Annotated in this window: 19 protein-coding genes and 1 pseudogene; 13 read left to right on the top strand and 7 right to left on the bottom strand. The window is 32.6% G+C overall.

Going from position 1 to position 23,251, the window contains the following annotated elements:
• Positions 1-2: 2 nt before the first annotated feature.
• From OT390_RS06480 to OT390_RS06435, 10 genes are all read left to right on the top strand, one after another.
• The gene (locus OT390_RS06480; RefSeq protein WP_002853464.1) at positions 3-227 is read left to right on the top strand and encodes a DNA-directed RNA polymerase subunit omega; all 225 of its coding nucleotides are present in this window, start codon (positions 3-5) and stop codon (positions 225-227) included.
• The gene (locus OT390_RS06475) at positions 211-2,406 is read left to right on the top strand and encodes a bifunctional (p)ppGpp synthetase/guanosine-3',5'-bis(diphosphate) 3'-pyrophosphohydrolase (protein WP_038401541.1); all 2,196 of its coding nucleotides are present in this window, start codon (positions 211-213) and stop codon (positions 2,404-2,406) included. The genes OT390_RS06480 and OT390_RS06475 overlap by 17 nt, the downstream gene beginning before the upstream one ends.
• Before the next feature lie 11 nt (positions 2,407-2,417).
• Positions 2,418-3,623: a tyrosine--tRNA ligase gene (gene tyrS / locus OT390_RS06470; RefSeq protein ID WP_002859323.1), complete on the top strand. Its 1,206-nt coding sequence runs from the start codon at positions 2,418-2,420 to the stop codon at positions 3,621-3,623.
• Complete coding sequence (locus OT390_RS06465) at positions 3,620-4,711, top strand: nitronate monooxygenase (RefSeq protein WP_002857924.1); 1,092 nt, start codon at positions 3,620-3,622, stop codon at positions 4,709-4,711. Before tyrS ends, OT390_RS06465 begins: the two co-directional genes overlap by 4 nt.
• Positions 4,711-6,690, top strand: coding sequence for an N-acetylmuramoyl-L-alanine amidase (locus OT390_RS06460; RefSeq protein ID WP_406611468.1), 1,980 nt, complete (start codon positions 4,711-4,713; stop codon positions 6,688-6,690). The genes OT390_RS06465 and OT390_RS06460 overlap by 1 nt, the downstream gene beginning before the upstream one ends.
• Positions 6,687-8,528, top strand: coding sequence for a bifunctional tRNA (5-methylaminomethyl-2-thiouridine)(34)-methyltransferase MnmD/FAD-dependent 5-carboxymethylaminomethyl-2-thiouridine(34) oxidoreductase MnmC (gene mnmC, locus OT390_RS06455; RefSeq protein WP_394535910.1), 1,842 nt, complete (start codon positions 6,687-6,689; stop codon positions 8,526-8,528). The genes OT390_RS06460 and mnmC overlap by 4 nt, the downstream gene beginning before the upstream one ends.
• Positions 8,529-8,647: 119 nt before the next feature.
• The gene (locus OT390_RS06450) at positions 8,648-9,787 is read left to right on the top strand and encodes a hydrogenase small subunit (protein ID WP_002860472.1); all 1,140 of its coding nucleotides are present in this window, start codon (positions 8,648-8,650) and stop codon (positions 9,785-9,787) included.
• A gap of 2 nt (positions 9,788-9,789) precedes the next feature.
• Positions 9,790-11,505, top strand: a complete 1,716-nt coding sequence (locus OT390_RS06445) for a nickel-dependent hydrogenase large subunit (protein WP_002859321.1) — start codon at positions 9,790-9,792, stop codon at positions 11,503-11,505.
• A 10-nt stretch (positions 11,506-11,515) separates the two neighbouring features.
• Positions 11,516-12,208: a Ni/Fe-hydrogenase, b-type cytochrome subunit gene (gene cybH, locus OT390_RS06440; RefSeq protein ID WP_002855770.1), complete on the top strand. Its 693-nt coding sequence runs from the start codon at positions 11,516-11,518 to the stop codon at positions 12,206-12,208.
• Positions 12,205-12,741, top strand: coding sequence for a HyaD/HybD family hydrogenase maturation endopeptidase (locus OT390_RS06435; RefSeq protein WP_002859319.1), 537 nt, complete (start codon positions 12,205-12,207; stop codon positions 12,739-12,741). The genes cybH and OT390_RS06435 overlap by 4 nt, the downstream gene beginning before the upstream one ends.
• Here the strand turns inward: OT390_RS06435 and recR are convergent.
• From recR to OT390_RS06420, 3 genes are read right to left on the bottom strand one after another with little or no spacing between them, the layout of a single operon-like run.
• A complete protein-coding gene (gene recR, locus OT390_RS06430; RefSeq protein ID WP_002853446.1) occupies positions 12,738-13,310 on the bottom strand; it encodes a recombination mediator RecR in 573 nt (190 codons plus the stop codon). The genes OT390_RS06435 and recR overlap by 4 nt on opposite strands.
• A complete protein-coding gene (locus OT390_RS06425; RefSeq protein WP_032587236.1) occupies positions 13,310-14,545 on the bottom strand; it encodes an ArsS family sensor histidine kinase in 1,236 nt (411 codons plus the stop codon). Before OT390_RS06425 ends, recR begins: the two co-directional genes overlap by 1 nt.
• Entirely contained in the window at positions 14,542-15,213 is a 672-nt protein-coding gene (locus OT390_RS06420) for a response regulator transcription factor (protein ID WP_002853168.1), read from the bottom strand. The genes OT390_RS06425 and OT390_RS06420 overlap by 4 nt, the downstream gene beginning before the upstream one ends.
• A gap of 156 nt (positions 15,214-15,369) precedes the next feature.
• Between OT390_RS06420 and dnaJ the strand changes: the two genes are divergently transcribed.
• Complete coding sequence (gene dnaJ, locus OT390_RS06415; RefSeq protein ID WP_002853203.1) at positions 15,370-16,491, top strand: molecular chaperone DnaJ; 1,122 nt, start codon at positions 15,370-15,372, stop codon at positions 16,489-16,491.
• A gap of 114 nt (positions 16,492-16,605) precedes the next feature.
• On the opposite strand, the gene OT390_RS06410 is transcribed toward dnaJ, so the two are convergent.
• Together OT390_RS06410 and OT390_RS06405 are read right to left on the bottom strand one after the other, a co-directional pair.
• Entirely contained in the window at positions 16,606-17,880 is a 1,275-nt protein-coding gene (locus tag OT390_RS06410) for a major outer membrane protein (protein WP_052792722.1), read from the bottom strand.
• 251 nt (positions 17,881-18,131) lie between these two features.
• Positions 18,132-18,587: a low molecular weight protein-tyrosine-phosphatase gene (locus OT390_RS06405; protein WP_002858269.1), complete on the bottom strand. Its 456-nt coding sequence runs from the start codon at positions 18,585-18,587 to the stop codon at positions 18,132-18,134.
• Positions 18,588-18,640: 53 nt separating this feature from the next.
• Here OT390_RS06405 and OT390_RS06400 point away from each other — a divergent pair, with 53 nt between their 5' ends.
• Positions 18,641-19,825 carry an MFS transporter gene (locus OT390_RS06400; RefSeq protein WP_032586734.1) on the top strand — a complete coding sequence of 395 codons (1,185 nt, stop codon included), beginning with the start codon at positions 18,641-18,643 and terminating at the stop codon, positions 19,823-19,825.
• Between the two features lie 17 nt (positions 19,826-19,842).
• Positions 19,843-20,505, top strand: coding sequence for a DUF4230 domain-containing protein (locus tag OT390_RS06395; RefSeq protein WP_002875861.1), 663 nt, complete (start codon positions 19,843-19,845; stop codon positions 20,503-20,505).
• 44 nt (positions 20,506-20,549) lie between these two features.
• Here OT390_RS06395 and OT390_RS06390 read toward each other — a convergent pair.
• Positions 20,550-21,033: pseudogene (locus OT390_RS06390) on the bottom strand (DNA-deoxyinosine glycosylase).
• Positions 21,030-23,189, bottom strand: coding sequence for a polyribonucleotide nucleotidyltransferase (locus OT390_RS06385; protein ID WP_032586771.1), 2,160 nt, complete (start codon positions 23,187-23,189; stop codon positions 21,030-21,032). Before OT390_RS06385 ends, OT390_RS06390 begins: the two are co-directional and overlap by 4 nt.
• Positions 23,190-23,251: the final 62 nt, after the last annotated feature.

Genomic DNA, 23,251 nt, shown 5'->3' with positions numbered 1-23,251 from the left:
TTATGGATAAAAGAATAGAAGAAGTAGCGGCAAAAGCTTTGGAAAAAATGGGTAATGATAGATATCGCCTTTCTTTAGTGGTAGCAAAAAGAGCGGAACAATTGGCAAATGGAGCAACCCCTTTGGTAGACTTTGATAAAAATAAAAATAAACTTGCAGATATAGCTTTATATGAAATTGCAGAAAATAAAATCACTTTAGAGGGTTTAGTTGAAACCAATCGATGAAGAATTATTGCTTGAACAATTAATCGATAATGTAAAAAATTGTAAAGATTTAGAAGCTGCTAAGGTTTTGCTTTTCGAAATTTGTGGCCATGATGCCATTCTTGAAAAAGCGGTAGATTACTGTATATTTTGCCATGAAGGGCAGTTTAGAAAAAGTGGAGAGCCTTATGCGGTACATCCTATTTTAGTAGCAACACTGGTTGGATTTTTAAGTGAAAATAAAAGCAATATTTTAGCTGCTTTATTGCATGATGTGATCGAAGATACAAACTGTACTAAAGAAGAACTTAGAGAGCAGTTTGGTTCTGAGGTTTTAAAACTTGTTTTAGGGCTTACTAAAATTATAGAAATTAGAGAAGATAATCTCATTTCATCAAAATCTAAAAAAAGTTTAACTAAATCAGCCTTGACTTTCAGAAATATGCTTTTAGCAAGCATTGAAGATGTTGGGGTTTTGATTGTGAAGTTATGTGATAGGCTGCATAATATGCTTACTCTTGATATTCTAAGAGAAGATAAGCAAAAAAGAATCAGCGAAGAAACTTTAGTTGTATATGCCCCAATAGCCCATAGACTTGGTATTTCAAGCATAAAAAATTATTTGGAAGATCTTAGTTTTAAATATCTTATGCCAGATGAGTATAAGCTTATTGACAATTATATCAACTCCAATAATCAAGAAATGCAATTAGGTTTAAATGAATTTATTTCCAAAATCGAACTTTTATTTTTGAGCAATGGCTTTAGACAAGGTAGTTTTGAAATTCAAAAACGCATTAAACATAGCTATTCTATTTATCTTAAAATGCAAAGAAAAGGCATTGGTATTGAAGAAGTTCTTGATTTGCTTGGGGTAAGAATTTTGGTTGAAAAAGTAAGTGATTGTTATTTAGCTTTAGGAATTTTACATACACATTTTAATCCCTTGGTTTCGCGTTTTAAGGATTATATAGCCTTGCCTAAACAAAATGGTTATCAAACCATACATACCACACTTTTTGATGCTAAAAGTATTATAGAAGCACAAATTCGAACTTTTGATATGCATAAAATTGCGGAATTTGGTATAGCAGCGCATTGGAAATATAAAGAAGATGGCAGTGTGGTTGCGCCTCGTCTTGATTGGCTTACAGATATTTCAATGCAAAGTATAAACAATCTTGAAAATGCAGAAGATTATAATGCTATTGAACTTTATGAATATGCTAAAGATAGTCTTTATGTTGAAGATGTCGCAGTTTATTCTCCTAAGGGAGAAATTTTCACTTTGCCTCGTGGTGCAACGGTTCTTGATTTTGCTTATGAAGTGCATACCAAAGTAGGGCTTCATGCAAAAAGTGCTTATGTAAATCGTATTAAAGTGCCTTTGTTAACCGAGCTTAAAAATGGCGATATTGTGCGAGTGGTTACTAGCAATGATAAATTTTATCGCTGTTCTTGGATAGATAGTGTTAAAACAGGAAAAGCAAAAGCAAGTATAAGGGAATTTTGTAAGCAAAAAATCAGAGAGATTAATTTAGCAAGCTCTATTAATATGTTAAGTTTTATTTTTGGAGTTGATAAAAACAGAATTGAAACTTGGATAGAAAAAGAAAATTTAGCCAGACGTATTAGACAAGTAGCAACAGATAGTGCCTATTTGAAAGATATAGTTAATGGTCTTAAAAAATACGCCAAGAAGTCATATTGGTTTGATAAATATGAGATTAAAGAACAAAAAATAGGAAATTTTACTCTATATTGTAACCATAAAATCGCTAATGTGGATTTTGATTTTTGCTGCCATCCAAAAAGAGGTGATGCTGTTTTAGCTTTTGTTAAAGGTGGTAACGCTATTGTCCATCATAAGCTTTGCGATAGAGCTGATAAAATGATAGATAATAATCAAGATATGGTATTTATAAAATGGGATTCTAACATCCCTAAATCTTATAAATTGATTTTTTCTTTGGAAAATAAAAAAGGTGTTTTAGCGGAATTTTTGGCATTTTTAGCTAAAATGCAGATAAATTTATTAACAATTAATTTATCAAGTGATTTAAATTCGGCGGTAGATTATTTTGAGATTACAATGGAAATTCCTGATAATATCAATCCAGATAGTGTCAAGGATAGGTTAAAATCTCGTTGTAAAATTTTAGATTTTACATCTTTAAATGATGCTTATAAAGAAGGTTAAAAAGGTTTATTATGGATATAAAAAAAATATTAGCAGAAGTTAAGCGTGGTTGTGCAGAGCTTATTGATGAAGAAAGAATAGAAAAATTAATTAAAAATTATTATGAAAAGGGTGAAAATTTCTTTATAAAGGCGGGGTTTGATCCTACAGCGCCTGATTTACATTTAGGTCATAGCGTGGTTTTAACAAAAATGGCTTTTTTGCAAAAACATGGAGCTATTGTGCAGTTTTTGATTGGAGATTTTACAGGACAAATTGGCGATCCAAGTGGAAAAAGTGCAACGCGTAAAAAGCTGGATAAAGAGCAAGTTTTAATCAATGCTAAAACTTATGAAACGCAGGTTTTTAAGGTTTTGGATAAAGAAAAAACACAGATTAAGTTTAATTCTACTTGGCTTAATGAACTTGGAGCTGCGGGTATAGTAGAGCTTACTTCAACTTTTAGTGTAGCTAGAATGCTTGAGCGTGACGATTTTACCAAGAGATTTAAAGAGCAAAGTCCTATTTCGATTTGTGAGTTTTTGTATCCTTTACTTCAAGGATATGATAGTGTGGCTTTAAAAAGCGATATTGAAATGGGTGGAACGGATCAAAAATTTAATCTTTTGATGGGAAGACAGCTTCAAAGAGTTTATAACATAGGAAAAGAACAAGCTGTGATTATGATGCCTTTACTCGAAGGTTTAGACGGTGTAAACAAAATGAGTAAGAGTTTAAATAATTACATTGGTGTTACAGAAAAAGCTAATGATATGTATGCTAAAATTTTAAGTATTAGTGATGAATTGATGTTTAGATATTATGAACTTTTAAGTCAAAAAAGTCTAGAAGAAATTGCGCAAATAAAAAAAGATATAGAACAAAGCAATTTACATCCTAAAAAAGCTAAAGAAAATTTAGCTTTAGAGATTACAGAGCGTTTTCACTCCAAAGAAGAGGCTAATAATGCTAAGTCTGAATTTGATAGAATTCATTCTCAAAATGCTTTGCCAAGTGATATGGCTGAGTTTGAAATACAAGGAAAAATTTGGCTTGCTAAGGCTTTGGTTGAATGTGGTTTGGAAAGTTCTACTTCTGCGGCAAGAAGAAGCATCAGTGCTAATGCAGTAAGTGTAAATTCTCAAAAAGTTAGCGACGAGCAAATGTATTTGGAACAAGGAGAATACATCTTACAAATAGGTAAAAGAAAATTTGCAAAATTAAAGGTAAAAGAATGAATTTACAACCCTTACAAATAGGAAAACATACTATAAAATATCCCATTTTTCAAGGGGGAATGGGACTAGGCATAAGCTGGGATAGATTAGCTTCTGCAGTTTCTTTAAATGGTGGACTTGGGATTATTTCTTCTGTGGGAACAGGATATTATGAAGAAAGAAAGTATGCAAGTAAAGAATTAAACGCTAAGCCTTATGGAAGTGAAAATTTTTACTCACGCAAGGGTTTGCAAGCTTTGATTAATAATGCAAGAAAAGTTTGTGGCGATGCACCTTTGGGGTGTAATATCTTATGTGCAAGTAATGATTATGCAAGAATAGCACGCGATGCTTGTGAGGTTGGTTTTAATGTGATTGTTTCAGGTGCTGGACTTCCTACAAATTTACCTGAATTTACTGCAGATTTTCCTGATGTGGCTTTAGTGCCTATCATTTCATCTGCAAAGGCTTTAAAAATTATTTGCAAAAGATGGCAAAGCCGTTACAATCGCTTGCCTGATGCAGTGGTTTTAGAAGGGCCAAAAAGTGGAGGTCATCAAGGTTTTACTTATGAGCAGTGCTTAGATCCAAATTATCAGCTAGAAAAATTAATCGCTCCTGTGGTAGAAGAGGCTAAAAATTGGGGGTCTTTTCCCGTGATTGCTGCAGGTGGAATTTGGGATAAAAAAGATATAGAAAATGCTATTTCTTTAGGGGCTAGTGGTGTTCAAATGGGAACGCGTTTCATAGGAACTTTTGAATGTGATGCGAGTGAAGAGTTTAAAAGCGTTTTGCTAGCTTCTAAAGAAGAAGATATAGAGCTTATTAAATCTCCTGTGGGCTATCCTGCTCGTGGAGTTAGAACCAATCTTTTAAATTTGGTAGATAAAAGAATGGGTCCAAAGATTAATTGTATAAGCAATTGTGTAGCGCCTTGTGGACGTGGAAAAGAGGCGACTAAAGTAGGGTATTGTATAGCAGATAGGCTTTTTGATGCGTGGTCAGGCAAAAAAGAAACAGGACTTTTCTTTACAGGTGCAAATGGATATCGTTTAGATAAGCTTATCAGTGTTAAAGAACTTATGGAAAAATTGGTTAATGGTGAATAATGGCTAAAATTTTTGTATTTTTAGTATTTGCTTTCACAACTCTTTTTGGAGCTTATGAAAATGAACTTGCAAATTTTGATAAAAATTTTATCGGTTCTAAAAGTGAAGTGCAAGTAAAATTTCACCATCAGCTCAAAAGCCTTTATATACAAAGTGTTATTCATGAAGATGAAAAAACTAAAATTGAAATTTTAAAAAGATTGATCATCAGTTCAAATACTTTAAATTTAGATGACAAGTCATATGCTAATGAGTTAAAAGAAAGTGGTATAAGTGAAGCAAGTATTAATGCTTTAAGAAAGGCTGTTATTAAAGATATTAAGGTTCAAAATATTTCTCAAGACACTGAAAAAACAACTTTTGAACCTATAAAAACAGTTCAAAAAAATGAAAAAAAATCATCTAACGAACAAATAAAAAATACAGAAAAAACAAATTCTAAAACTTCGCAAGCACCAAAGAGCAGTATCGTTTCTAAAGCAAAAAGCGATGATAAAATTTATGTTTTAAAGTCAAGTAAAACAAACCAAGGTGTAGAGTTTGAACTAAATGCAGATTTGGATAAGGATCAATTAAAAAGTTTTGCTTTAGACGAAAAAGGAAACTATCGTTTTATTAGTGATTTTGATGGGGTTTTAGAAGGGGGTAAAAAAGAGTTTAAATTTGATGACTATCGTTTAGTGATTTCACAATTTAATCCCAAAACCATACGCATAGTGGTTTATGCTAAAGAAAAAATTCCTATTGATATATCTTTTAAAGAAGAAAAAATAATTTTTTCAAAAGAAACTACTAGTCAAAAAAAGACTGAGCAAATTAGTAAAATTTCAGAGAAAAAGCAAGATCAAAAAACAGAAATTAAAACCAAAGTTTTAGAAACAAAAAAACAAGATAAAAAAACCAATAATGAAAAAGAAAATCAAAAACCTTTATATATTTTAGATGTGGATAAAATTTCTAATGCTGTGGTGTTAAATTTAAGCGATGATTTAGATGAAAAAGAAATAGCAGTATTTGATACCAAAGATCAAAAATTCCGATATGTTGTAAGTTTTAAGGGTGTGTTAGAAGGTAATAGAAAAAGCTTTACTTTTGGACAAAATGTGATTACAGTTACTCAATACAATCCAAAAACCGTTCGTGTGGTTTTGAGTGCTCCTAAAGAATTTAAACTTTTAAAGGAGTTGGATAATAATAATCTCACTTTAGGTTTTTATATACAAACTACAAATCAAAATGCAAACAAAAAAGCAACTCAAAGTTCTAGTAAAACTTTAAATACAAATTACAAATCAGGAAAGCTTGTGGTTATCGATGCGGGGCATGGTGGAAAAGATAGCGGTGCTTTAAGTGATAAAAAAGGAAGTTTAAAAGAAAAAGATATAGTTTTAAGTACGGCTTTAAAACTTGGAAATGAACTTAAAAAACGCGGTTATAAAGTGCTTTATACTAGAAGTTCGGATAAATTTATCAATCTTCGTGATAGAACCAAATATGCCAATGATAAAAGAGCGGATTTGTTTATTTCTATACATGCTAACGCAGCACCAAATGCCACAAAAGCCAAAAGTAGCGAAGGCGTGGAAACTTTCTTTTTAAGTCCTGCAAGAAGCGAAAGAAGTAAAAAGGCAGCAGAAAAAGAAAATCAAGGGGATTTTGAAGAGATTAATTATTTCTCAAAACAAAGTATTTTAAATTTCTTAAATCGTGAAAAAATCGTTGCTTCAAATAAACTAGCCATTGATGTACAAAAAAATATACTCACTCAAACACGCAAAAAGTATAAAATTGTAGATGGCGGTGTAAGAGAAGCACCTTTTTGGGTTTTAGTAGGTGCGCAAATGCCTGCAATTTTGATTGAAATTGGCTATATTACACATCCAAATGAAGGCAAAAGAATCGCCAATAAAGCTTTTCAAGATTTATTGGTTAAGGGTATTGCCGATGGAGTTGAGAGTTATTTTTATAACAACCGATGAAAAAAGCTAAGCTAATTTTTAAGGATAATACTCCTTTTTCTTTGGATTTTGATGATTTTTATTTTAATTCCAAAGATGGCTTAAATGAAAGCAAATTTGTTTACACTCATTCTTTTGAATGGAAAAATCAAGAAAATTTTATTATCGCAGAGAGTGGTTTTGGTATAGGTTTAAATTTTTTTCTTACTTTGAAACGCCTTTTAGAAACTACCCCTTCTAAGCGTCCTAAAAAACTTTTTTATATTAGCGTAGAAGCTTTTTATATCGAAAAAGAACAATTAAGAGAAATTTATCAAAAACTAGAATTTTATGAAGAGTTTAAAGAGCTTTTAGAACAATTTTTAAAATTTTATCCTAAGGCTAAAGAAGGAATTTATCGTTTTTATTTTGAAGATTGTTTTTTAGATCTTGTTTTTGAAGATATAGCTGTTTTAAAAGAATTGAATTTTAAAGCTGATGTTTGGTATTTAGATGGATTTTCTCCAAATAAAAACTCGCAAATGTTTGATGAAAATTTAATCTTTGAAGTGGCAAGGCTTTCTAAAAAAAATACACAAATTTGCACCTTTTCTTCGGCAAGTTTTTTGCAAAAAAATTTAAAAAAATATGGCTTTAGAGTAGAAAAAACCAAAGGTTTTAGAAAAAGAGAAATGATTAAAGCTTATTTGGAAAATGAGCTTGAGTTTAAAGACAAAGAAGCGTATTTTTCAAGAACATTTTCATCTTTAAAAAATAAAAAAGTAGCTATTATTGGTGCAGGTATATCAAGTGCTGTTTTAGCTTATGAGCTTAGTTTAAGAGGTTTTGAAATAGATATTTTTGAAAAACATTTAGAATTAGGCAAGGGTGCAAGTGGAAATGAAAGTGGAATTTTAAGCTCTTTAATCTTAAAGCCTAAGGTAAATTTAGGGGAGTTTTCAGAGCTTTCTTTTATAGAAGCAAGTCGTTTTTATAGACAAATTTTAGATTTAGAATTTAAGGGTGTGGTGGAGTTTGCACATAATGATTTAATGCAAGAAAGATTTGACACGCAAAGAGAAAATGTTTTGTTTAAAATTTCAAAAAATCAAGCTTTTTTAGAAGAGGGTGGAGTGATTTTTCCAAAAAAATTGGTTAAAAATCTTTTTGAAAAAAGCAAAGCTTGTATATATTTTAATCATGAATTTCAAGCTTATAAATTTGAAAATGGGTGTTTTAGTTTAAAATTTAAAAATGATGTTGTTAAAAGTGATTATGCGGTTTTGATTTATGCTATGGGTGCAGATGCAAAAGACTTTGTTTTTTATGATGAGATGAAATTAAGCAAAGTAAGAGGTCAAGTTACACATCTAAAACCTTTTTTAGATACCCCATTTGCTTTATCTTCTAAGGCTTATATTTGCCCTGTAAAAGATGATTTGCAAGTAATTGGTGCAAGTTATGATAGGCTTAATGCAAGTTTAGAATCAAAAGAAGAAGATGATAAACAAAATATAGAAAATATAGCCGATTTTATGGATAAAAATACAAAATTAGAAATCATAGGTTCTAAAGTAGGTTTTAGATCTTATTCGAGTGATCGCTTTATGATAGTTGGAAATGCTTATGATGAAGCGTTTTATAAAGAAGAATATAAAGCTTTATTATGGACAAAAAATAAGGAGCAAAAACCAGCTAAAATGTCTTGTAATTTGTATTTTAATTTTGCTCATGGGTCAAGGGGTTTTAGTACAAGTGTTTTAGCGGCAAGGTATTTGTGTGCATTGATAAATAATGAACCCTTGTGTTTAGAAAAAAAATACATCCACGCTATTCATCCTGCAAGATTTTTGATTCGCAAACTTAAAAAAGGCTTATGATTAAGCTTTAATTAAGAGTGATGCTAATATTTGCTTATGATAGTAAGTTTTTAACTTTATTTTAACTTCCTTTATTTTATTATTATAGAGAATAAATTTCATGTTGTAAAGGAAATATAATGATTGATTATCATCAAATAGAGTCGCGTTTATCGACTCTTGAAAAGCTTCCTTCTTTGAAAGACAATGATAGTATTACAAAAGCATTAGAAAAGTCAGGTTTTTCTAGAAGGGATTTTATGAAATGGGCAGGTGCTATGACGGCATTTTTGGCTTTGCCAGCGAGTTTTACTCCTATGGTGGCAAAAGCTGCTGAGCTTGCTGATAGGCTTCCTGTTGTGTGGCTTCATATGGCTGAGTGTACAGGCTGTAGTGAGAGTTTGTTAAGAAGTGATACTCCAACGATTGATAGTTTGATTTTTGATTATATTTCTTTAGAATATCACGAAACAGTGATGGCTGCAGCAGGTTGGCAAGCTGAAGAAAATTTAGAAAGTGCCATTCAAAAGCATAAAAATAAATACATTTTAATGGTTGAAGGTGGTATCCCTATGGGTGATACGGAGCATTTTTTAACCATAGGTGCACATGGAAAAACAGGCTATGAGCTTTCAAAAATGGCAAGTGAAAATGCTTTGGCGATTTTTGCTATAGGAACCTGTTCTAGCTTTGGAGGAATTCAAGCTGCAAGACCAAATCCTAGCAACGCGCAGCCTTTAAGCAAAGTAACAAGTAAAACTGTGATCAATGTTCCAGGTTGTCCTCCAAGTGAAAAAAATATAGTGGGTAATGTGCTTCATTATTTATTATTTGGTGAGTTACCAGCACTTGATGTGTATAATAGACCAAAATGGGCTTATGGTTTAAGAATTCATGATCTTTGTGAAAGACGCGGACATTTTGATGCGGGTGAATTTGTACATGCTTTTGGAGATGAAGGAGCAAAACAAGGTTTTTGTCTTTATAAAGTAGGTTGTAAAGGACCTTATACTTTTAATAACTGCTCAAGAGAGAGATTTAACCAGCACACTTCTTGGCCTATTCAAGCAGGGCATGGTTGTATAGGTTGTTCTGAGCCTAATTTTTGGGATACTATGGGACCTTTTGAAGAGCCTATGGCTAGTCGTAAATTTGATACTGTTTTTGGTTTGGGTGCGGATAGTGTTTCAGATAAAATCGGTATAGGTGTGCTTACACTCACAGGCGTTGCTATAGCAGCACACGCAGTTATATCTTCCATGCAAAAAGATAAGGAATAAAAATGAGTCAAAAAATAATCGTAGATCCTATTACAAGAATTGAAGGGCATTTAAGAGTTGAAGTTGTTGTTGATGATAACAATGTGGTAAAAGAAGCTTATGCGGGCTCTACTTTGTGGCGTGGTATTGAAACCATAGTAAAAGGGCGTGATCCAAGAGATGCGGGTTTTATGACGCAAAGAATTTGCGGAGTTTGTACTTTTTCACATTATAAAGCAGGTATAGTTGCTGTTGAAAATGCTTTAGGTATTACTCCGCCTTTAAATGCGCTTTTAACAAGAACTTTAATGAATGCGGCTTTATTTTTACACGATCATATTGTGCATTTTTATCAACTTCATGGGCTTGATTGGGCTGATGTGGTAAGTGCTTTAAGTGCTGATGTTAAAAAAGCAAGCGATGAAGCTTTTAAATACACTTCAAATCCTTATGCAACAGGTGCGGATAAACTTCTTGAAGTGCAACAAAGACTTAAAACTTTTGTAGATAAAGGAAATTTAGGACCTTTTGCTAATGCGTACTATGGTCATCCAACTTATCGTTTAAGTCCTGAGCAAAATTTAATCGTTCTTTCTCACTATCTAGAATGTTTAAGAATTCAAAGAATCATTGCTCAATGTATGGCGATTTTTGGAGCTAAAAATCCACATCCACAAAGCTTAACCGTTGGTGGTGTAACTTGCGTTATGGATTTACTCGATCCTGCAAGAATGGGTGAATATATGGTTAAATTCCAAGAAGTGCAAGACTTTGTTAATCGTGCGTATTATCCTGATCTTGTGATGGCAGGAAAAGCTTATGCACATGAAGCAAGTGTTTTAAATGATATAGGGGTAAATAATCTTTATACCTTTAAAGAATTCCAAATCGGAAGAGATGAATGGCTTTTTGAAAGTGGTATTATCAAAAATGGAGATTTAAGCAAGGTTTATGAAGTAGAAGAAGATAAGATTACTGAAGAGGCAACTCATTCTTGGTATGCAGACAATGAACCTTTACATCCTTATGATGGCAAAACAAATCCAAATTATACAGGACTTGTAGATGGAGAAAGCGTAGATCATCATGGAAATAATGTCCATTCTAAAGTGTTTGATACTAAGGGTAAATATAGCTGGATTAAAGCTCCACGCTATGAAGGAAACCCTATGCAAGTAGGACCTTTAGCAAATATCGTTGTAAATTATGCTAAAGGTAATCAAAATGTTGTTCCTGTAGTAGATGAGTTCTTAAAAGAAACAGGACTTCCTTTAAATGCTGTATTTAGTACACTTGGAAGAACAGCTGCTCGTTGTATTGAAGCAAAAATCGTTGCAAATAATGCTTTAAAAGCGTTTAATAATTTAGTTGAAAATTTAAAAGTAGACCAGAGTACTTGTGCTCCTTATGTGATCGATAATTCTAAAGAATACAAAGGACGCTATATGGGGCATGTGCCACGCGGAACATTAAGCCATTGGTGTAGAATTAAAAATGGTGTTATTGAAAATTGGCAAGCTGTGGTGCCTTCTACTTGGAATGCAAGTCCAAAAGACGCAAATGGCGTAGGTGGAAGTTATGAGCAATGTTTGATAGGACTTAAAATCGCTGATGTAAAACAACCACTTGAAATCATTAGAAAAATTCACTCTTATGATCCTTGTATTGCTTGTGCGGTGCATGTAATGGATACTAAGGGCAATAATCTAAGTGAATATAAAGTGAATGTCAATTTATAAGGAGGCTTTCATGCAAAACAAAGAAGAAAAATTGCAAAGAAAAGCTGAATATGAATTTAGCATAGGTTTGCGTTTAACGCACTGGGTAAGAGCTATTGCTATAGTGATTCTTATTGGCACAGGGTATTATCTTTCCTATGTGTTCCAAAGCCCTATTAGTAACGGTGAACCCGTAAATTTTATGCAAGCAAAATACCGCTTAGTACATCAAGCGGTGGGTTTTGTTTTAATCGCTTGTATTATTTTTAAAGTATATTTGTTTTTCTGCGATAAGGTAAGCGCAAAAGAACGCAGAAGTGTATGGGATATTTTTAATATCAAATTATGGATAGAACAAGTAAAATTTTACATTTTCTTAGGAAAACATCCGCATTTAAAAGGGGTTTATAATCCTTTGCAATTTGTAACTTATTTTTTCTTTTATCTTGTGATGTTAGGTATCATTCTTACAGGGCTTATTCTTTATACTCATACTTACCATGAGGGCTTAGGTGGGCTTTTATATCATATTTTAAGACCGCTTGAAGCTGCAATGGGCGGTTTGGCCGATGTAAGAACTTATCATAGAATTTTGATGTGGGTGATTATGATTTTTGTGCCAGTACATATTTACATGGCGATTTTTAACGCAGTAAAAGGTAAAGATGGTGCTATGGATGCTATTATTAGCGGATATAAATTTGTAAAAGAAGAAAAGCATTGAAATTCTTAGTCCTTGGAATAGGTAATATCATGTTTGCGGATGAAGGCTTAGGCGTTCATCTTTGCAAACAACTTGAAAAAAACTACAAATTCACTCATTCTGAATTTACTTTAGATTTTGTTGATGGTGGAACTTTGGCTTTGCAGCTTAGCTATATCATCGCTCGATACGATAGACTTATCGTTTTAGACTGTATAGAAGCGCAAGGTGCGAGTATAGGAGATGTATTTTTCTTTCCTTATGATGCTATGCCTAATAAAATTAGCTGGAGTGGAAGCGCCCATGAAATAGAAATGCTTCAAACCTTACAATACATGGAACTTGCAGGAGATTTGCCTAAAACACACATCTTAGCTTGTGTGCCAAAGCGTATTGAAGCGATGAGTTTTAAGCTTTCAGATGAGCTTATACAAGGGGCTAAAATCATGGAAAAAACTTTACTTGATTTTTTAAGCAAGGAAGGTTTTGCTTATGAAAAGATTGCGGATTTTTCTTTGCAAGAATTAGCTGATATTTCTTATAAAAATTACTAAATTTTTGTTCTAAAATTCATAGCTTTATTTAAAGAGATTAAATCCACATTTTCTAAATTCACACCACTTGGAATTCCTTGAGCGATTTTACTAAAAGTTAGGTTTAAGCCTTTAAATTTATCTTCTATAAAAAAGATAGTTGCATCAGAATTAATGCTATGTGTCAATGCAAAAATGAGCTCAGAGATATTTAGCTTAAGTATGATTTGCTTTAGTTTTTCAAGTTTTTCTTCATTTAACTCATCTAAAACAAAATATAGCCCATTGTAACTTTGACTCTCTTCGAGCGTTAGTATATCTTTTGGGCTTTCAACTATACATAAAATGTTTTTATTTCTTTCTTCATCGCTACAAATTTCGCAAAGCTCATTTTCGCTTAAAGCACCGCATTGCTCACAAGGTTTTATAAAGCGGATAGCATTTTCTATATTGTGTGCGAGTTTCATACCATCGATTTGATTATTTATGCAAAGGTGATAAGCAAGCCTTATGGCGGTTTTTTTTCCTATGGTAGGTAAATTTGCAAAACTTTCAACAAGTTCATTGAATTTTTCCAGGCCTTTTACCATTATTTTTCTTTATCTCCAAAGAAAATTTTAAAGCAATGCTTTCCATCATCATAAAAATAAATCAAATCAAAATTATGCAGTTTACATACCTCTGAAACTATATAAAGTCCTAGTCCCATACCTTTGACTTGATTGTGTTTTTCTCTTGTAAAAGCTTCAAGATAATGCTCTATAGGTTCTGCTAAAGGTTTGCCTGGATTTTTAATGGTAAAACATTCTTTACAACAAAAAAGCTCACAAGTGCCATTGTTTGAGTATTTTAAGGCATTATCGATAAGATTTTTTAAAATTACAGAGAAAATTTCCATATCAACATTGATTAAAGCGTCATATCTTATATCGACTTTTACAACTTTATTAAAATCATCTATCATAAGGTGTTCTTTAGCTTCTTCAAGTATAGTGCTAAAACGACTAGGTTTAAAGTGTAAGTTGTAGTTTTTTGAAAATAAATTTTCGATTTTGGCAAATTCATTGATCAAAGAATCCATGCGTAAAAATATAGCGATAAGTCTTTCTTTTTGTCTGTCTTCTTTGATCATTTCAGAAATGATTCTCCCTTTTCCTATAGGGGTTTTTAACTCATGCATGATTGTTCTTAGGAAAAGTTGTCTTGATTGGATTAATTCTTGATTTTTCTTGAAAGCTTTTTGAAATTCAAAGGCGATCTTGCCTACTTCATCTTCTTGATAGTCTAGAAAATCAGGTTGTTCCCCATTTGCAACTTCGGCAACTTGTCTTCTTAATTTTTTTAAAGGTTCTAAGGATTTTAATACAGAAAAATACATAAAAACAACCAACAAAGAAAAAGAGAAAAATCCTATCAATAAAAGATTATAAACCCTATCACTAGTATTTTCTTCATACAAGCCATCAAAATCTTTACATTGAACATCAAAATAAAGATTGCTATGATATTTTAAAGAAGAAAGAGTACAAAGCTCTCCGCCTGCTTTAAAAAGTGATTGTCCATTATTTCTTATAGCTTTTACAAGATTGGGATTTTGTATAGCGTTAAAACCGCTGTTTCCAAGATAAGCTCCTATTTCAACACCTGAAGTGTTTTCATAGGAGATGAGTAAATTTTTTATAAGATTTTCTTGTTTTAAACTTTCTTCTTCATTATAGGCATTCCTTTCTATTTTTAAAAGAACGATAAAAAGCACACAAACCAAGAAAAAAGTAACAATAAATAAAATAATCAGTTTGGTATGAATAGAATAATTTTTTGTCATCCTATCAGTTTATATCCTATACCTCTAACAGAAAAAATATGTTTTGGAGATTTTGAACTATCTCCTATTTTTACCCTTAAGCGACCGATGATAACATCAAGGCTTTTAGAATCTTTATCTTTTAGATTTTTACAGCGACTTACAAGCTGTTCTCTTGAAACACTATATCCGTGTTGTTGGATAAGGTATTCTAAAATTTCAAATTCAGCAGGAGTAAGTGTTAAAACCTTATCTTCATAGGTGATCTCATGTCTTCTTTCATCAATTTTGAAAGCAGAGTTAATATTTTCATTATTAGTGTGTTCAACTCTTTTTGTGCGACGAATAAGACTCATAATCCTTGCATACATTTCTTTTGGATCGTAAGGCTTTGGTAGATAATCATCAGCACCGATTTGAAGCCCCACAACTTTATCGCTTAAGTCACCTCTAGCCGATGAGATGATAATAGGAATATTGCTTTTTTGTCGGATTTCTCTACAAACTTCAAGACCATCAATTCCAGGTAAAGTTAAATCTAAAATCAGACAATCATAGCCTTGAATACCCACATTTAAAGCACTTTTAGGATTTTCAAAATTTGTGATTTTAATATTAAATTGCGCTAAATATTCAGATAATAATTGTGCAAAGTCAGGATCATCTTCTATCATCAACACATTAATCATTCTAGTGTCCTTGTAAATTTTTATGTAGTCTTTAAAATCTTTACATAATTTTATTTAAAATTTGATAAATTATTGATTTTATTTTTGCTAAAATTATATTTTTGAATTTTTAAAATTAAAATTCTAGTAAAATTTTAAATTTTTTAAAGGAATAATGTGGAAATAAGTTATTATGAAATTCTTGAAATCACGCAAAATGCTGATAAGGAAACCATAAAAAAAGCCTATAGAAAAATGGCTTTAAAATATCATCCTGATAGAAACCAAGGTGATAAAGAAGCAGAAGATAAATTCAAGCTTGTTAATGAAGCCTATGAAGTTTTAAGCAATGATGAAAAGCGAGCTATTTATGATAGATACGGAAAAGATGCTTTAAAAGGCGGTGGATTTGGTTCTAGTAGCTCAGGTTTTGGTGGTTTTGAGGATTTAGGAGATATATTTTCTAGTTTTTTTGGAGAAGGCTTTGGCTCATCGCGTCGTAGAAAAAGTTCAAATGATGAGAAAATCCCTTCAGATTTTATCGTTAATTTAAAATTAAGTTTTAAAGAAGCGGTTTTTGGTTGTAAGAAAAATATAGACTTTACTTATAAATGCTCTTGTAAAACTTGTAATGGAACAGGGGCTAAAGATGGAAAGCTTCAAACTTGTCCAAAGTGTCAAGGTAGAGGACAGGTTGGGGTTTCTCAAGGTTTTATCACTTTTGCACAAACTTGCCCTGATTGTCAAGGAATTGGAGAAAAAGCTAGTGAAAAATGTAGTGATTGTAAAGGTTTGGGTTATAATGAAAGCAAAGATAGTGTCGAGCTTAATATCCCAGAAGGTGTAGATACAGGTATGAAGCTTCGTGTCAATGCTAAAGGTAATATCTTAAAAAATGGTACTAGAGGGGATATGTATGTTAAGATCATCGCCGCTGAAGATGATACTTTTATCAGAGATGATGATGATATATATATAGAATTTCCAGTGTTTTTTACTCAAGCTATCTTAGGAGAGAGTATAAAAGTACCCACCATACGCGGTGAAGCGACCTTAAATTTACCAAAGGGTGCTAAAGATGGACAAAGATTTGTTCTTGAAAAAGAAGGGGTAAAAGATGTTCATAGTTCTCGCATGGGAAATCAAATCGTTCAAATTTCTATCAAATTCCCAACTTCTTTAAACGATGAACAAAAAGAACTTTTAGAAAAACTAAGTGAAAGTTTTGGCATCAAAGATGGTATGCATCAAGAGCAAAAAGGGCTTTTTGAAAAAATCACTAATTGGTTTAAGTCTTAATTTTCCTAAAGCGTTTTAGCTTGGGAAAATTTTTTATATAAATTTAAGTTTTAAAAATCAGGCATAAAAAAAGGCGGAGCAAAATTCCGCCTTGAAGTTAGACTTGAAAGCTTCTTAGAATTTGTAAAGAGCTTGAAGTCTTACAGTGCTATGATCAGCACTTTCATTAGTGTTTACACCTTGATCTAGGTTCACATAAGAATAGAATGCTGAGAAGTTAAGTTTTGGAGAGTATTTGTAATCTACTCTTGCAACAGCTTCAAGTTTTTTACCACCACCTAAATGATTAGCAGCTTCTGTTTTTGTTCCACCATATACGAAGTCAGCACCAACGCGAACTGTTTCGTTGAAAGTATATCCACCAGTTACATAACCGAAGATATTTCTACCAGTATCACCATTTAGTCTTGAACCAGTAGTATAGAAAATTTCCTCACCTGCAAGCAAAGAACCAAGATTACCTTGATCTTCGATTACAACTGTAGAAGCTTTTTCTTTATCACCGTAGTATAAACCACCAAGGCTAGCATCCCAACCATTTACTTCAATGCTACCTTTTAAAGCAAATAAATTGCCATTAGCGTGTGCTTGATCATCAAGTTCGCTATCAAGGCTATTTCCTAAGTAAGCACCTTCAAGTGTCCAGTTGATTCCATCAAAGATAGTTGTACTATAAGCTGCATCTACAGCATAGAAGAATGCTACTTGATCCCAGTAAGCTAACCATAATTGTGGGTTGAATTGTCCACCAGCAAGATCATAAGAACCTACAGCAGCAGCACCGTAAAGATTTCCTACTGAATCTACTTTAAAAGGAACTTGATTTGATGTTGTTGAAATATTACTATGTCCTAATAAATCTGCACCTTGCTCTGCAGCCATGAAGCTATCTGCAGCAAAAGCAGCTAGAGTTAAACCATCGATGCTGTTATTTACTACTTTAACACCTGTGCCAACTAAACCATCAATAGCGTTATCCGTCCAGATAAGGTTTAATTGTTGTTTACCAGCGATTACACTTGTAGCAACATCTTCATTTGTATAAGTTAAGTATAATTGACGAACAAAAAGTCCTTTTTCGGCATTTGTTACGTTATCAACACCAGTGCCACCATCAACAGCGTTGTAGTCAAACTGAATGAAAGCTTTGAAGTTATCAGCTATAGCAGCACCGAAGTTAACTTGTGCTCTATATTTGTGATCTTGTTTGTTGTTGTTTAAATTTGAGTTGTTAACGAAATTTTTATCAAAATTACCTGTATCGTATCTGTATCTTAATACACCTGATACATCAACATCTTTGATCGCTTCTTCAAGTGGAGTAGCGTTAGCTGCTGAAAAAGCACCTGCAGCAAGAGCTGCAACTAAACTAAGTTTAACTAGTTTCATGAGAATTCTCCTTGTCAAAAATTAATAAAACATCGTAATTGTAGCACATAAATTTGGAGTTTTTTCTTAAGAAGCACTTAAAATAGTAAAAATTTTAAATCCGAAGGATAAAAACATCTAAAGAAAAGCCTAGCTAAAGGGATTTAAGCTAGGCGTGTAATTTTAAGGAGTTTTTCTTATGAATGTTTTTCGGTTCGTTTAGAAGTATAAGCCTAAAAAGTAAACAAGAAGTAATATATAGTTGTTTTAAATTATTTTGATAAAAAAACAAGTAAATTTTTACAAGCTAGGGATAAAATTTTATAAGTTTCATCAAAATTCCCACTATACCAAGGATCAGGGACTTCATCGTAGTTTAGACTAGGGCTAAAATCAGTGATTTTTAAAACTTTGTTTTGGGTGTTGGTGAAGTTTTTTAAAACATTTTTGAAGTTAGAATTGTCCATGGTGATTAAAAAATCGCTTTCATCGCAAAGCTTTTGAGTGAGTTTTTTGCTTGTGAAGTTTTTGTGTTCTATGTTAAGTTGAGTAAGCTTGTTTTTGGTACCATAGTGCATACCTTCTCCATCGTGTTCTCCTGAAGTTCCAGCACTGCTTATAAAAAATTCTTTTTCTAAATTTGCTTTTTTGACAAGATCTTTCATGATAAATTCTGCCATAGGCGAACGGCATATATTGCCTAAGCATATAAAGAGTATTTTTTTCATTTTTATCCTTGAGTTTTAATTAAAAATTATAAAAAATATCATACAATAAATCCATGGAAAATTTCAATAGAACTTTGCTTGTGTGTTGGTTTGGTGTTTTTACCACAAGTATGGGGCTTAGTCAAATCGCTCCGATTTTGCCTTTTTATATCAAAGAACTAGGACATGTTGATACGAGTGAAATAGCGTTTTACTCAGGGCTTGCTTTTGGGATCACTCCACTTTTTATGGCTGTTTTTTCACCTTTGTGGGCTTTTTTGGGTGCAAAGTATGGTTATAAAAATATGCTTCTTCGTGCAAGTTTTGGGATGTCGGTTTTAACCTTATGGCTTAGCTTTGCTCATAGTGCTTTAGAAGTAGTTTTTGTGCGGGGTTTAACAGGGATAATTTCGGGTTTTACTTCTGCTGCTGTTGTGTTTATCGCTGTGATAGCACCTAAAGAAAAAGTGGCTTATGCTTTAGGAACTCTTTCTACGGCTTCTATAAGTGGAAGTTTGCTTGGGCCTTTGTTTGGTGGCTTTGTGGCTGAATTTTTTAGTATTAGTACGGTTTTTGATATGGTGGCTTTTTTGATCGCTTGTTCTTTTGTGACGATTTATTTTTTCATCCATGAGAGAAAAATTCAAAAAGAGGCGAAGAAAAATACTCAAAAAGTGAAAGAAAACAAAACCCTTATTATCGTTCTTTTTATCACTACTTTTGTGATACAATTTGGTACTTTTGGAGTGATGCCGATTTTAAGTATCTATGTTGAGCAAATTCATCAAGGTGGAAATTTGGCTCTTTGGGCGGGTATAGTAGTGGCTGCAAGTGGGATTAGCAATCTTTTTTTCGCACCAAAACTTGGAAAAATCGCCGATAAGATAGGGCCTAGTAAGATTATTTTTGGAGCTTTGATATTTTGTGGAATTTGCTTTTATTTGCAGGCTGTAGTAAGTAATGTTTATACGCTTATTTTCGTGCGTTTACTTATAGGTGTAGGACTTGGAGGGCTTTTGCCTTGTGTGAATGCCTTGCTTAAAAAAAGTGCGAGTGCTAAAAATTTAAGTGTGATTTTTGGTTTTAATCAAACTTGTCAATTTTTGGGAAATTTTTGTGGAGCTTTTGGCGGAGGGATTATGGCTTCACATTTTAGCGTGGAATTTGTTTTTACTTTTGTGTGTTTGATTTTTATCATTAATGCTTTTATTTTCTTGGCGTTTGAGAAAAAATATATCTTTTCAAATCAAGGTTTATAAATTTAGAAAGGTTTAAAATGGAAATGATTTTATTTGTTTTAGTGATGATTTTGCTTGTGCTTTTGTTTGTAGTGCTTTTTAGGCAGTATAAAAGCCCTAAAATAGAAGAAAAAAGTACGCAAAGTTTTAGCGATATCATGCAGCTTAAATCCATAGGAGAATTAAGTGTTTTTCAAGTTTTTAGTAAAGAGATTGTCACTAAAAAAGATAGTGCTTTTAATGGAATTTGGAAAAATCTTTTAGGATGGTCTTTAAGTGAAAGACAGATTGCTTTGATTTTTGAATTTGAGATCACTTTCTTGTATGATTTAAGGGATAAAAACTTTGATATTTTGCCTTTAGGGGACGATGCTTATAAGATCATCATGCCAGAGTGTAGATACAAACACAGCATCATAGATATGAAATTTTATGATGAAAAAAATGCTAAATTTTTACCTTTTTTACTGCCTGATTCTATCAATAGTACGGGGATTAGTTTTAGCGAAAGTGATAAAAACAAACTCATAAAAGAAGCCAAAGATGAGGTTAAAGACTTGTCTTTAAATCTTATCCAAAATTTAGAAAGCAAAATTCATAAAAGTGCTAAGGATACTTTAGAAGCTATTGCTAAAGGTTTTGGAGCTAAGAGAGTGGAATTTGAATTCAAGGATAACACGCAAAAGCTAGATATTAAATAGCTTTTTTCTTGTTTTACTTGGGGGGGGGGGTAATGCTTAGTTTGTTATTTTGTAAATTTTTTGATTATTTCATAGTTTTGTAAAAGCTGTTCAAAAGAAAAATTTAAATTTGCAGGAGAAGTTGAGGGTAGGGCTATGGCTTTTAAGCGGGGGTGGAATTTAATAAAAAATTTTATAAGCACTTTGTCCAGTAGTAAAAATGGCTTGGATTTTGGTTTGAGAAAGGATCGGGCTTAAATCATTGGCTTTTGCATAACTTATAGTTTTATCATCTGAATTTTTTATCTTGCAACTTTGAAGTACATCCCAAAGAGCGATATGTTTTTTTCTTAAAAAGGCTTGTTGTTCTGTGATATTTTCTAATCTTACATCAAAAAGTGTTTCTAGTATAGGCCAAAAACGATTTCTTGGGTGTTGATAATAAAAGCCATCTTGTCTTGATTTTACCGAAGGAAAAGATCCTAAAATTAAGATTTTAGAATCTTTGTCAAAAAAAGGCTCAAAAGGATGAGTTAGAAATTCACTCACTCACACAAATCCACAGAAATTTTTCCGTTTTTAATTTCGCTGATTTTAACTTTTAAGCTTTGGTTTTCGCTTAAATTAAGATGCTTGCTTTTTGAACTATGCAATAAACCATCAACACCATTTTTAAGTTCCACAAAGGCTCCAAAAGGAGCGATTTTTTTAACAATACCTTGAAATTCTTGCCCAAGTTCAAAGCCTGATATATCTTTGTCTTTAGAGCCTTTTTTAGTTCCTTTTTGAGAGCTTGTGATGTTTATGATGTAGTCTTTTGCGGCTTTGATTTGCTCATTTTGACTACCTGCTATTTTTACTTCACCTTTTTCGCGATCTAAGTCTATAGAAACGCCAAATTTTTCTACGATTTCTTTGATGGTTTTTCCGGCTTGTCCTATAATATCAACGATTTTTGAAGGATCAACGCTAAAAAGCTCAAGTTTAGGTAAAACTTCTTCATTGACTATGATTTTTTTGGCGGCTTCTTCCATGATATTTAGAATGTGAATTCTTCCTTCTTTGGCTTGGTATAAAGCTTGTTTTAGTGTTTCTTGATCGATTCCACCTAGTTTTATATCCATTTGAAGAGCAGTAACGCCGTCTTTGCTTCCTGCTACTTTAAAGTCCATATCCCCATCATGATCTTCAAGTCCCATGATATCTGTTAAAACAGCATACTTGTTATCTTCAAAGATAAGCCCCATGGCTACTCCTGCAACAAGTTTTAAGCTTGGCACTCCTGCTGCTTTTAAGGCTAAAGATCCGCCGCAAACCGTTGCCATAGAACTTGAGCCATTGCTTTCTAAAATTTCACTGACTAAGCGGATTACATAAGGATAGTTTTCATCCACACTTGGATAAAGTGCTCTTTTGGCTAAATTTCCATGTCCTAGTTCTCTTCTTCCTGGAGCTTTGATAGGACTTGCTTCGCCTACTGAAAAACCTGGAAAATTATAATTTACCATAAAGCGTTCGCTTATAGGATTTTTTTCTGTAAGCAAGTCTATCATTTGAGCATCGTTTTCTCCGCCTAAGGTTGCAACCACTAGGGCTTGAGTTTGTCCACGAGTGAAAAGACAAGAACCATGAGCGTTTGGTAAGATGTTGGTTTCTATATTAATAGGACGCACTTCGTTTAAACTTCTACCATCAGCTCTTTTGCCTTCATTTAAAATTTGCTCACGAATAAGTTTGCGTTTGACTTTAGCTAAGGTATTTAAGACACTTTCTTCACTCCAGTCTTTAGCGATTTCAAGATTTGAAATTTCTTTAGCGATTTTATTTAGTTCGCTTGCTCTTTCGCTTTTTGCCATTTGGTTGATGGCTTCTTTGATTTGTTTTTGGAAATTATTTTCTATAAAAGCTAAAATTTCAGGATATTCAATCTCATTTTTTAGTTCGATTTGAGAATTTTTTTTGTGTTTGCTAAAGGCTTCTTCATAAGCATTTGAACCATTTAATATAGCTTTTTGAGCTAAATTTAGAGCTTCTAAAATTTCATCTTCGCTAAGTTCATTCATATTTTGTGAAGTGGTTTGAGTTAAAACATCAGCATAAGGAGCTTCGATAAAGATTTCATTTTCTTTTTGATCAGGTAAGGCTCTCATTTCTATCATCAAAAGCTCATCTTTTACACCTGCTACATAGAGATCTAGGGTGCTATTTTGAAGCTCTTCATTGTTTGGATTAAGTATGAAATTTCCATCTATCTTTCCTATACGCACACCACATACTGGAGCTTTCATAGGTATATCACTAAGATAAAGTGCCACGCTTGCGGCATTTAAGCTCATTACTTGCAAATCTACTTTAGGATCAGCTGAGAGAACCATCACAACGATTTGAGTCGGATAAGCATAGCCTTTTGGAAAAAGAGGGCGTAAGCTTCTATCAATAATGCGTGCTGTTAAGGTTTCTGCATCGTTTGGCTTGGTTTCTCTTTTGACATAACCACCAGGGATTTTTCCTGCAGCATAAGCCTTTTCGATGTATTGGACGGTTAGAGGTAAAAAATCTTCTTCAACTTGTTTTTCTTCTCTTGCAACTGTAGCTAGAACAACGCTTTTGCCTTGTCTCATTAAAACAGCACCGGCAGCTTGTTTGGCGACTTTGTCTATATTAAATATTTCTGTATTTTTGTTAATTTCTATGCTGTATTGCATTATTTTTCCTTTTTTACCAGATAATAAATTCGTAAAATTTTTTAAAATATTTAGCAAATTTC

The sequence above is a fragment of the Campylobacter sp. CFSAN122748 genome, from assembly GCF_045277125.1.
Lineage (GTDB): Bacteria > Campylobacterota > Campylobacteria > Campylobacterales > Campylobacteraceae > Campylobacter_D > Campylobacter_D jejuni.
Note: the sequence above shows the minus strand (reverse complement) of the source record. Positions and strands in the feature narration are given on the sequence as shown.

Bases quoted from the DNA above. Each gene is read 5' to 3' on its own strand.
- OT390_RS06480 (WP_002853464.1), top strand. From the start codon at position 3: ATGGATAAAAGAATAGAAGAAGTAGCGGCAAAAGCTTTGGAAAAAATG.
- tyrS (WP_002859323.1), top strand. From the start codon at position 2,418: ATGGATATAAAAAAAATATTAGCAGAAGTTAAGCGTGGTTGTGCAGAG.
- OT390_RS06465 (WP_002857924.1), top strand. From the start codon at position 3,620: ATGAATTTACAACCCTTACAAATAGGAAAACATACTATAAAATATCCC.
- OT390_RS06460 (WP_406611468.1), top strand. From the start codon at position 4,711: ATGGCTAAAATTTTTGTATTTTTAGTATTTGCTTTCACAACTCTTTTT.
- mnmC (WP_394535910.1), top strand. From the start codon at position 6,687: ATGAAAAAAGCTAAGCTAATTTTTAAGGATAATACTCCTTTTTCTTTG.
- OT390_RS06450 (WP_002860472.1), top strand. From the start codon at position 8,648: ATGATTGATTATCATCAAATAGAGTCGCGTTTATCGACTCTTGAAAAG.
- OT390_RS06445 (WP_002859321.1), top strand. From the start codon at position 9,790: ATGAGTCAAAAAATAATCGTAGATCCTATTACAAGAATTGAAGGGCAT.
- cybH (WP_002855770.1), top strand. From the start codon at position 11,516: ATGCAAAACAAAGAAGAAAAATTGCAAAGAAAAGCTGAATATGAATTT.
- recR (WP_002853446.1), bottom strand. From the start codon at position 13,310: ATGGTAAAAGGCCTGGAAAAATTCAATGAACTTGTTGAAAGTTTTGCA.
- OT390_RS06425 (WP_032587236.1), bottom strand. From the start codon at position 14,545: ATGACAAAAAATTATTCTATTCATACCAAACTGATTATTTTATTTATT.
- OT390_RS06420 (WP_002853168.1), bottom strand. From the start codon at position 15,213: ATGATTAATGTGTTGATGATAGAAGATGATCCTGACTTTGCACAATTA.
- OT390_RS06410 (WP_052792722.1), bottom strand. From the start codon at position 17,880: ATGAAACTAGTTAAACTTAGTTTAGTTGCAGCTCTTGCTGCAGGTGCT.
- OT390_RS06405 (WP_002858269.1), bottom strand. From the start codon at position 18,587: ATGAAAAAAATACTCTTTATATGCTTAGGCAATATATGCCGTTCGCCT.
- OT390_RS06400 (WP_032586734.1), top strand. From the start codon at position 18,641: ATGGAAAATTTCAATAGAACTTTGCTTGTGTGTTGGTTTGGTGTTTTT.
- OT390_RS06395 (WP_002875861.1), top strand. From the start codon at position 19,843: ATGGAAATGATTTTATTTGTTTTAGTGATGATTTTGCTTGTGCTTTTG.
- OT390_RS06385 (WP_032586771.1), bottom strand. From the start codon at position 23,189: ATGCAATACAGCATAGAAATTAACAAAAATACAGAAATATTTAATATA.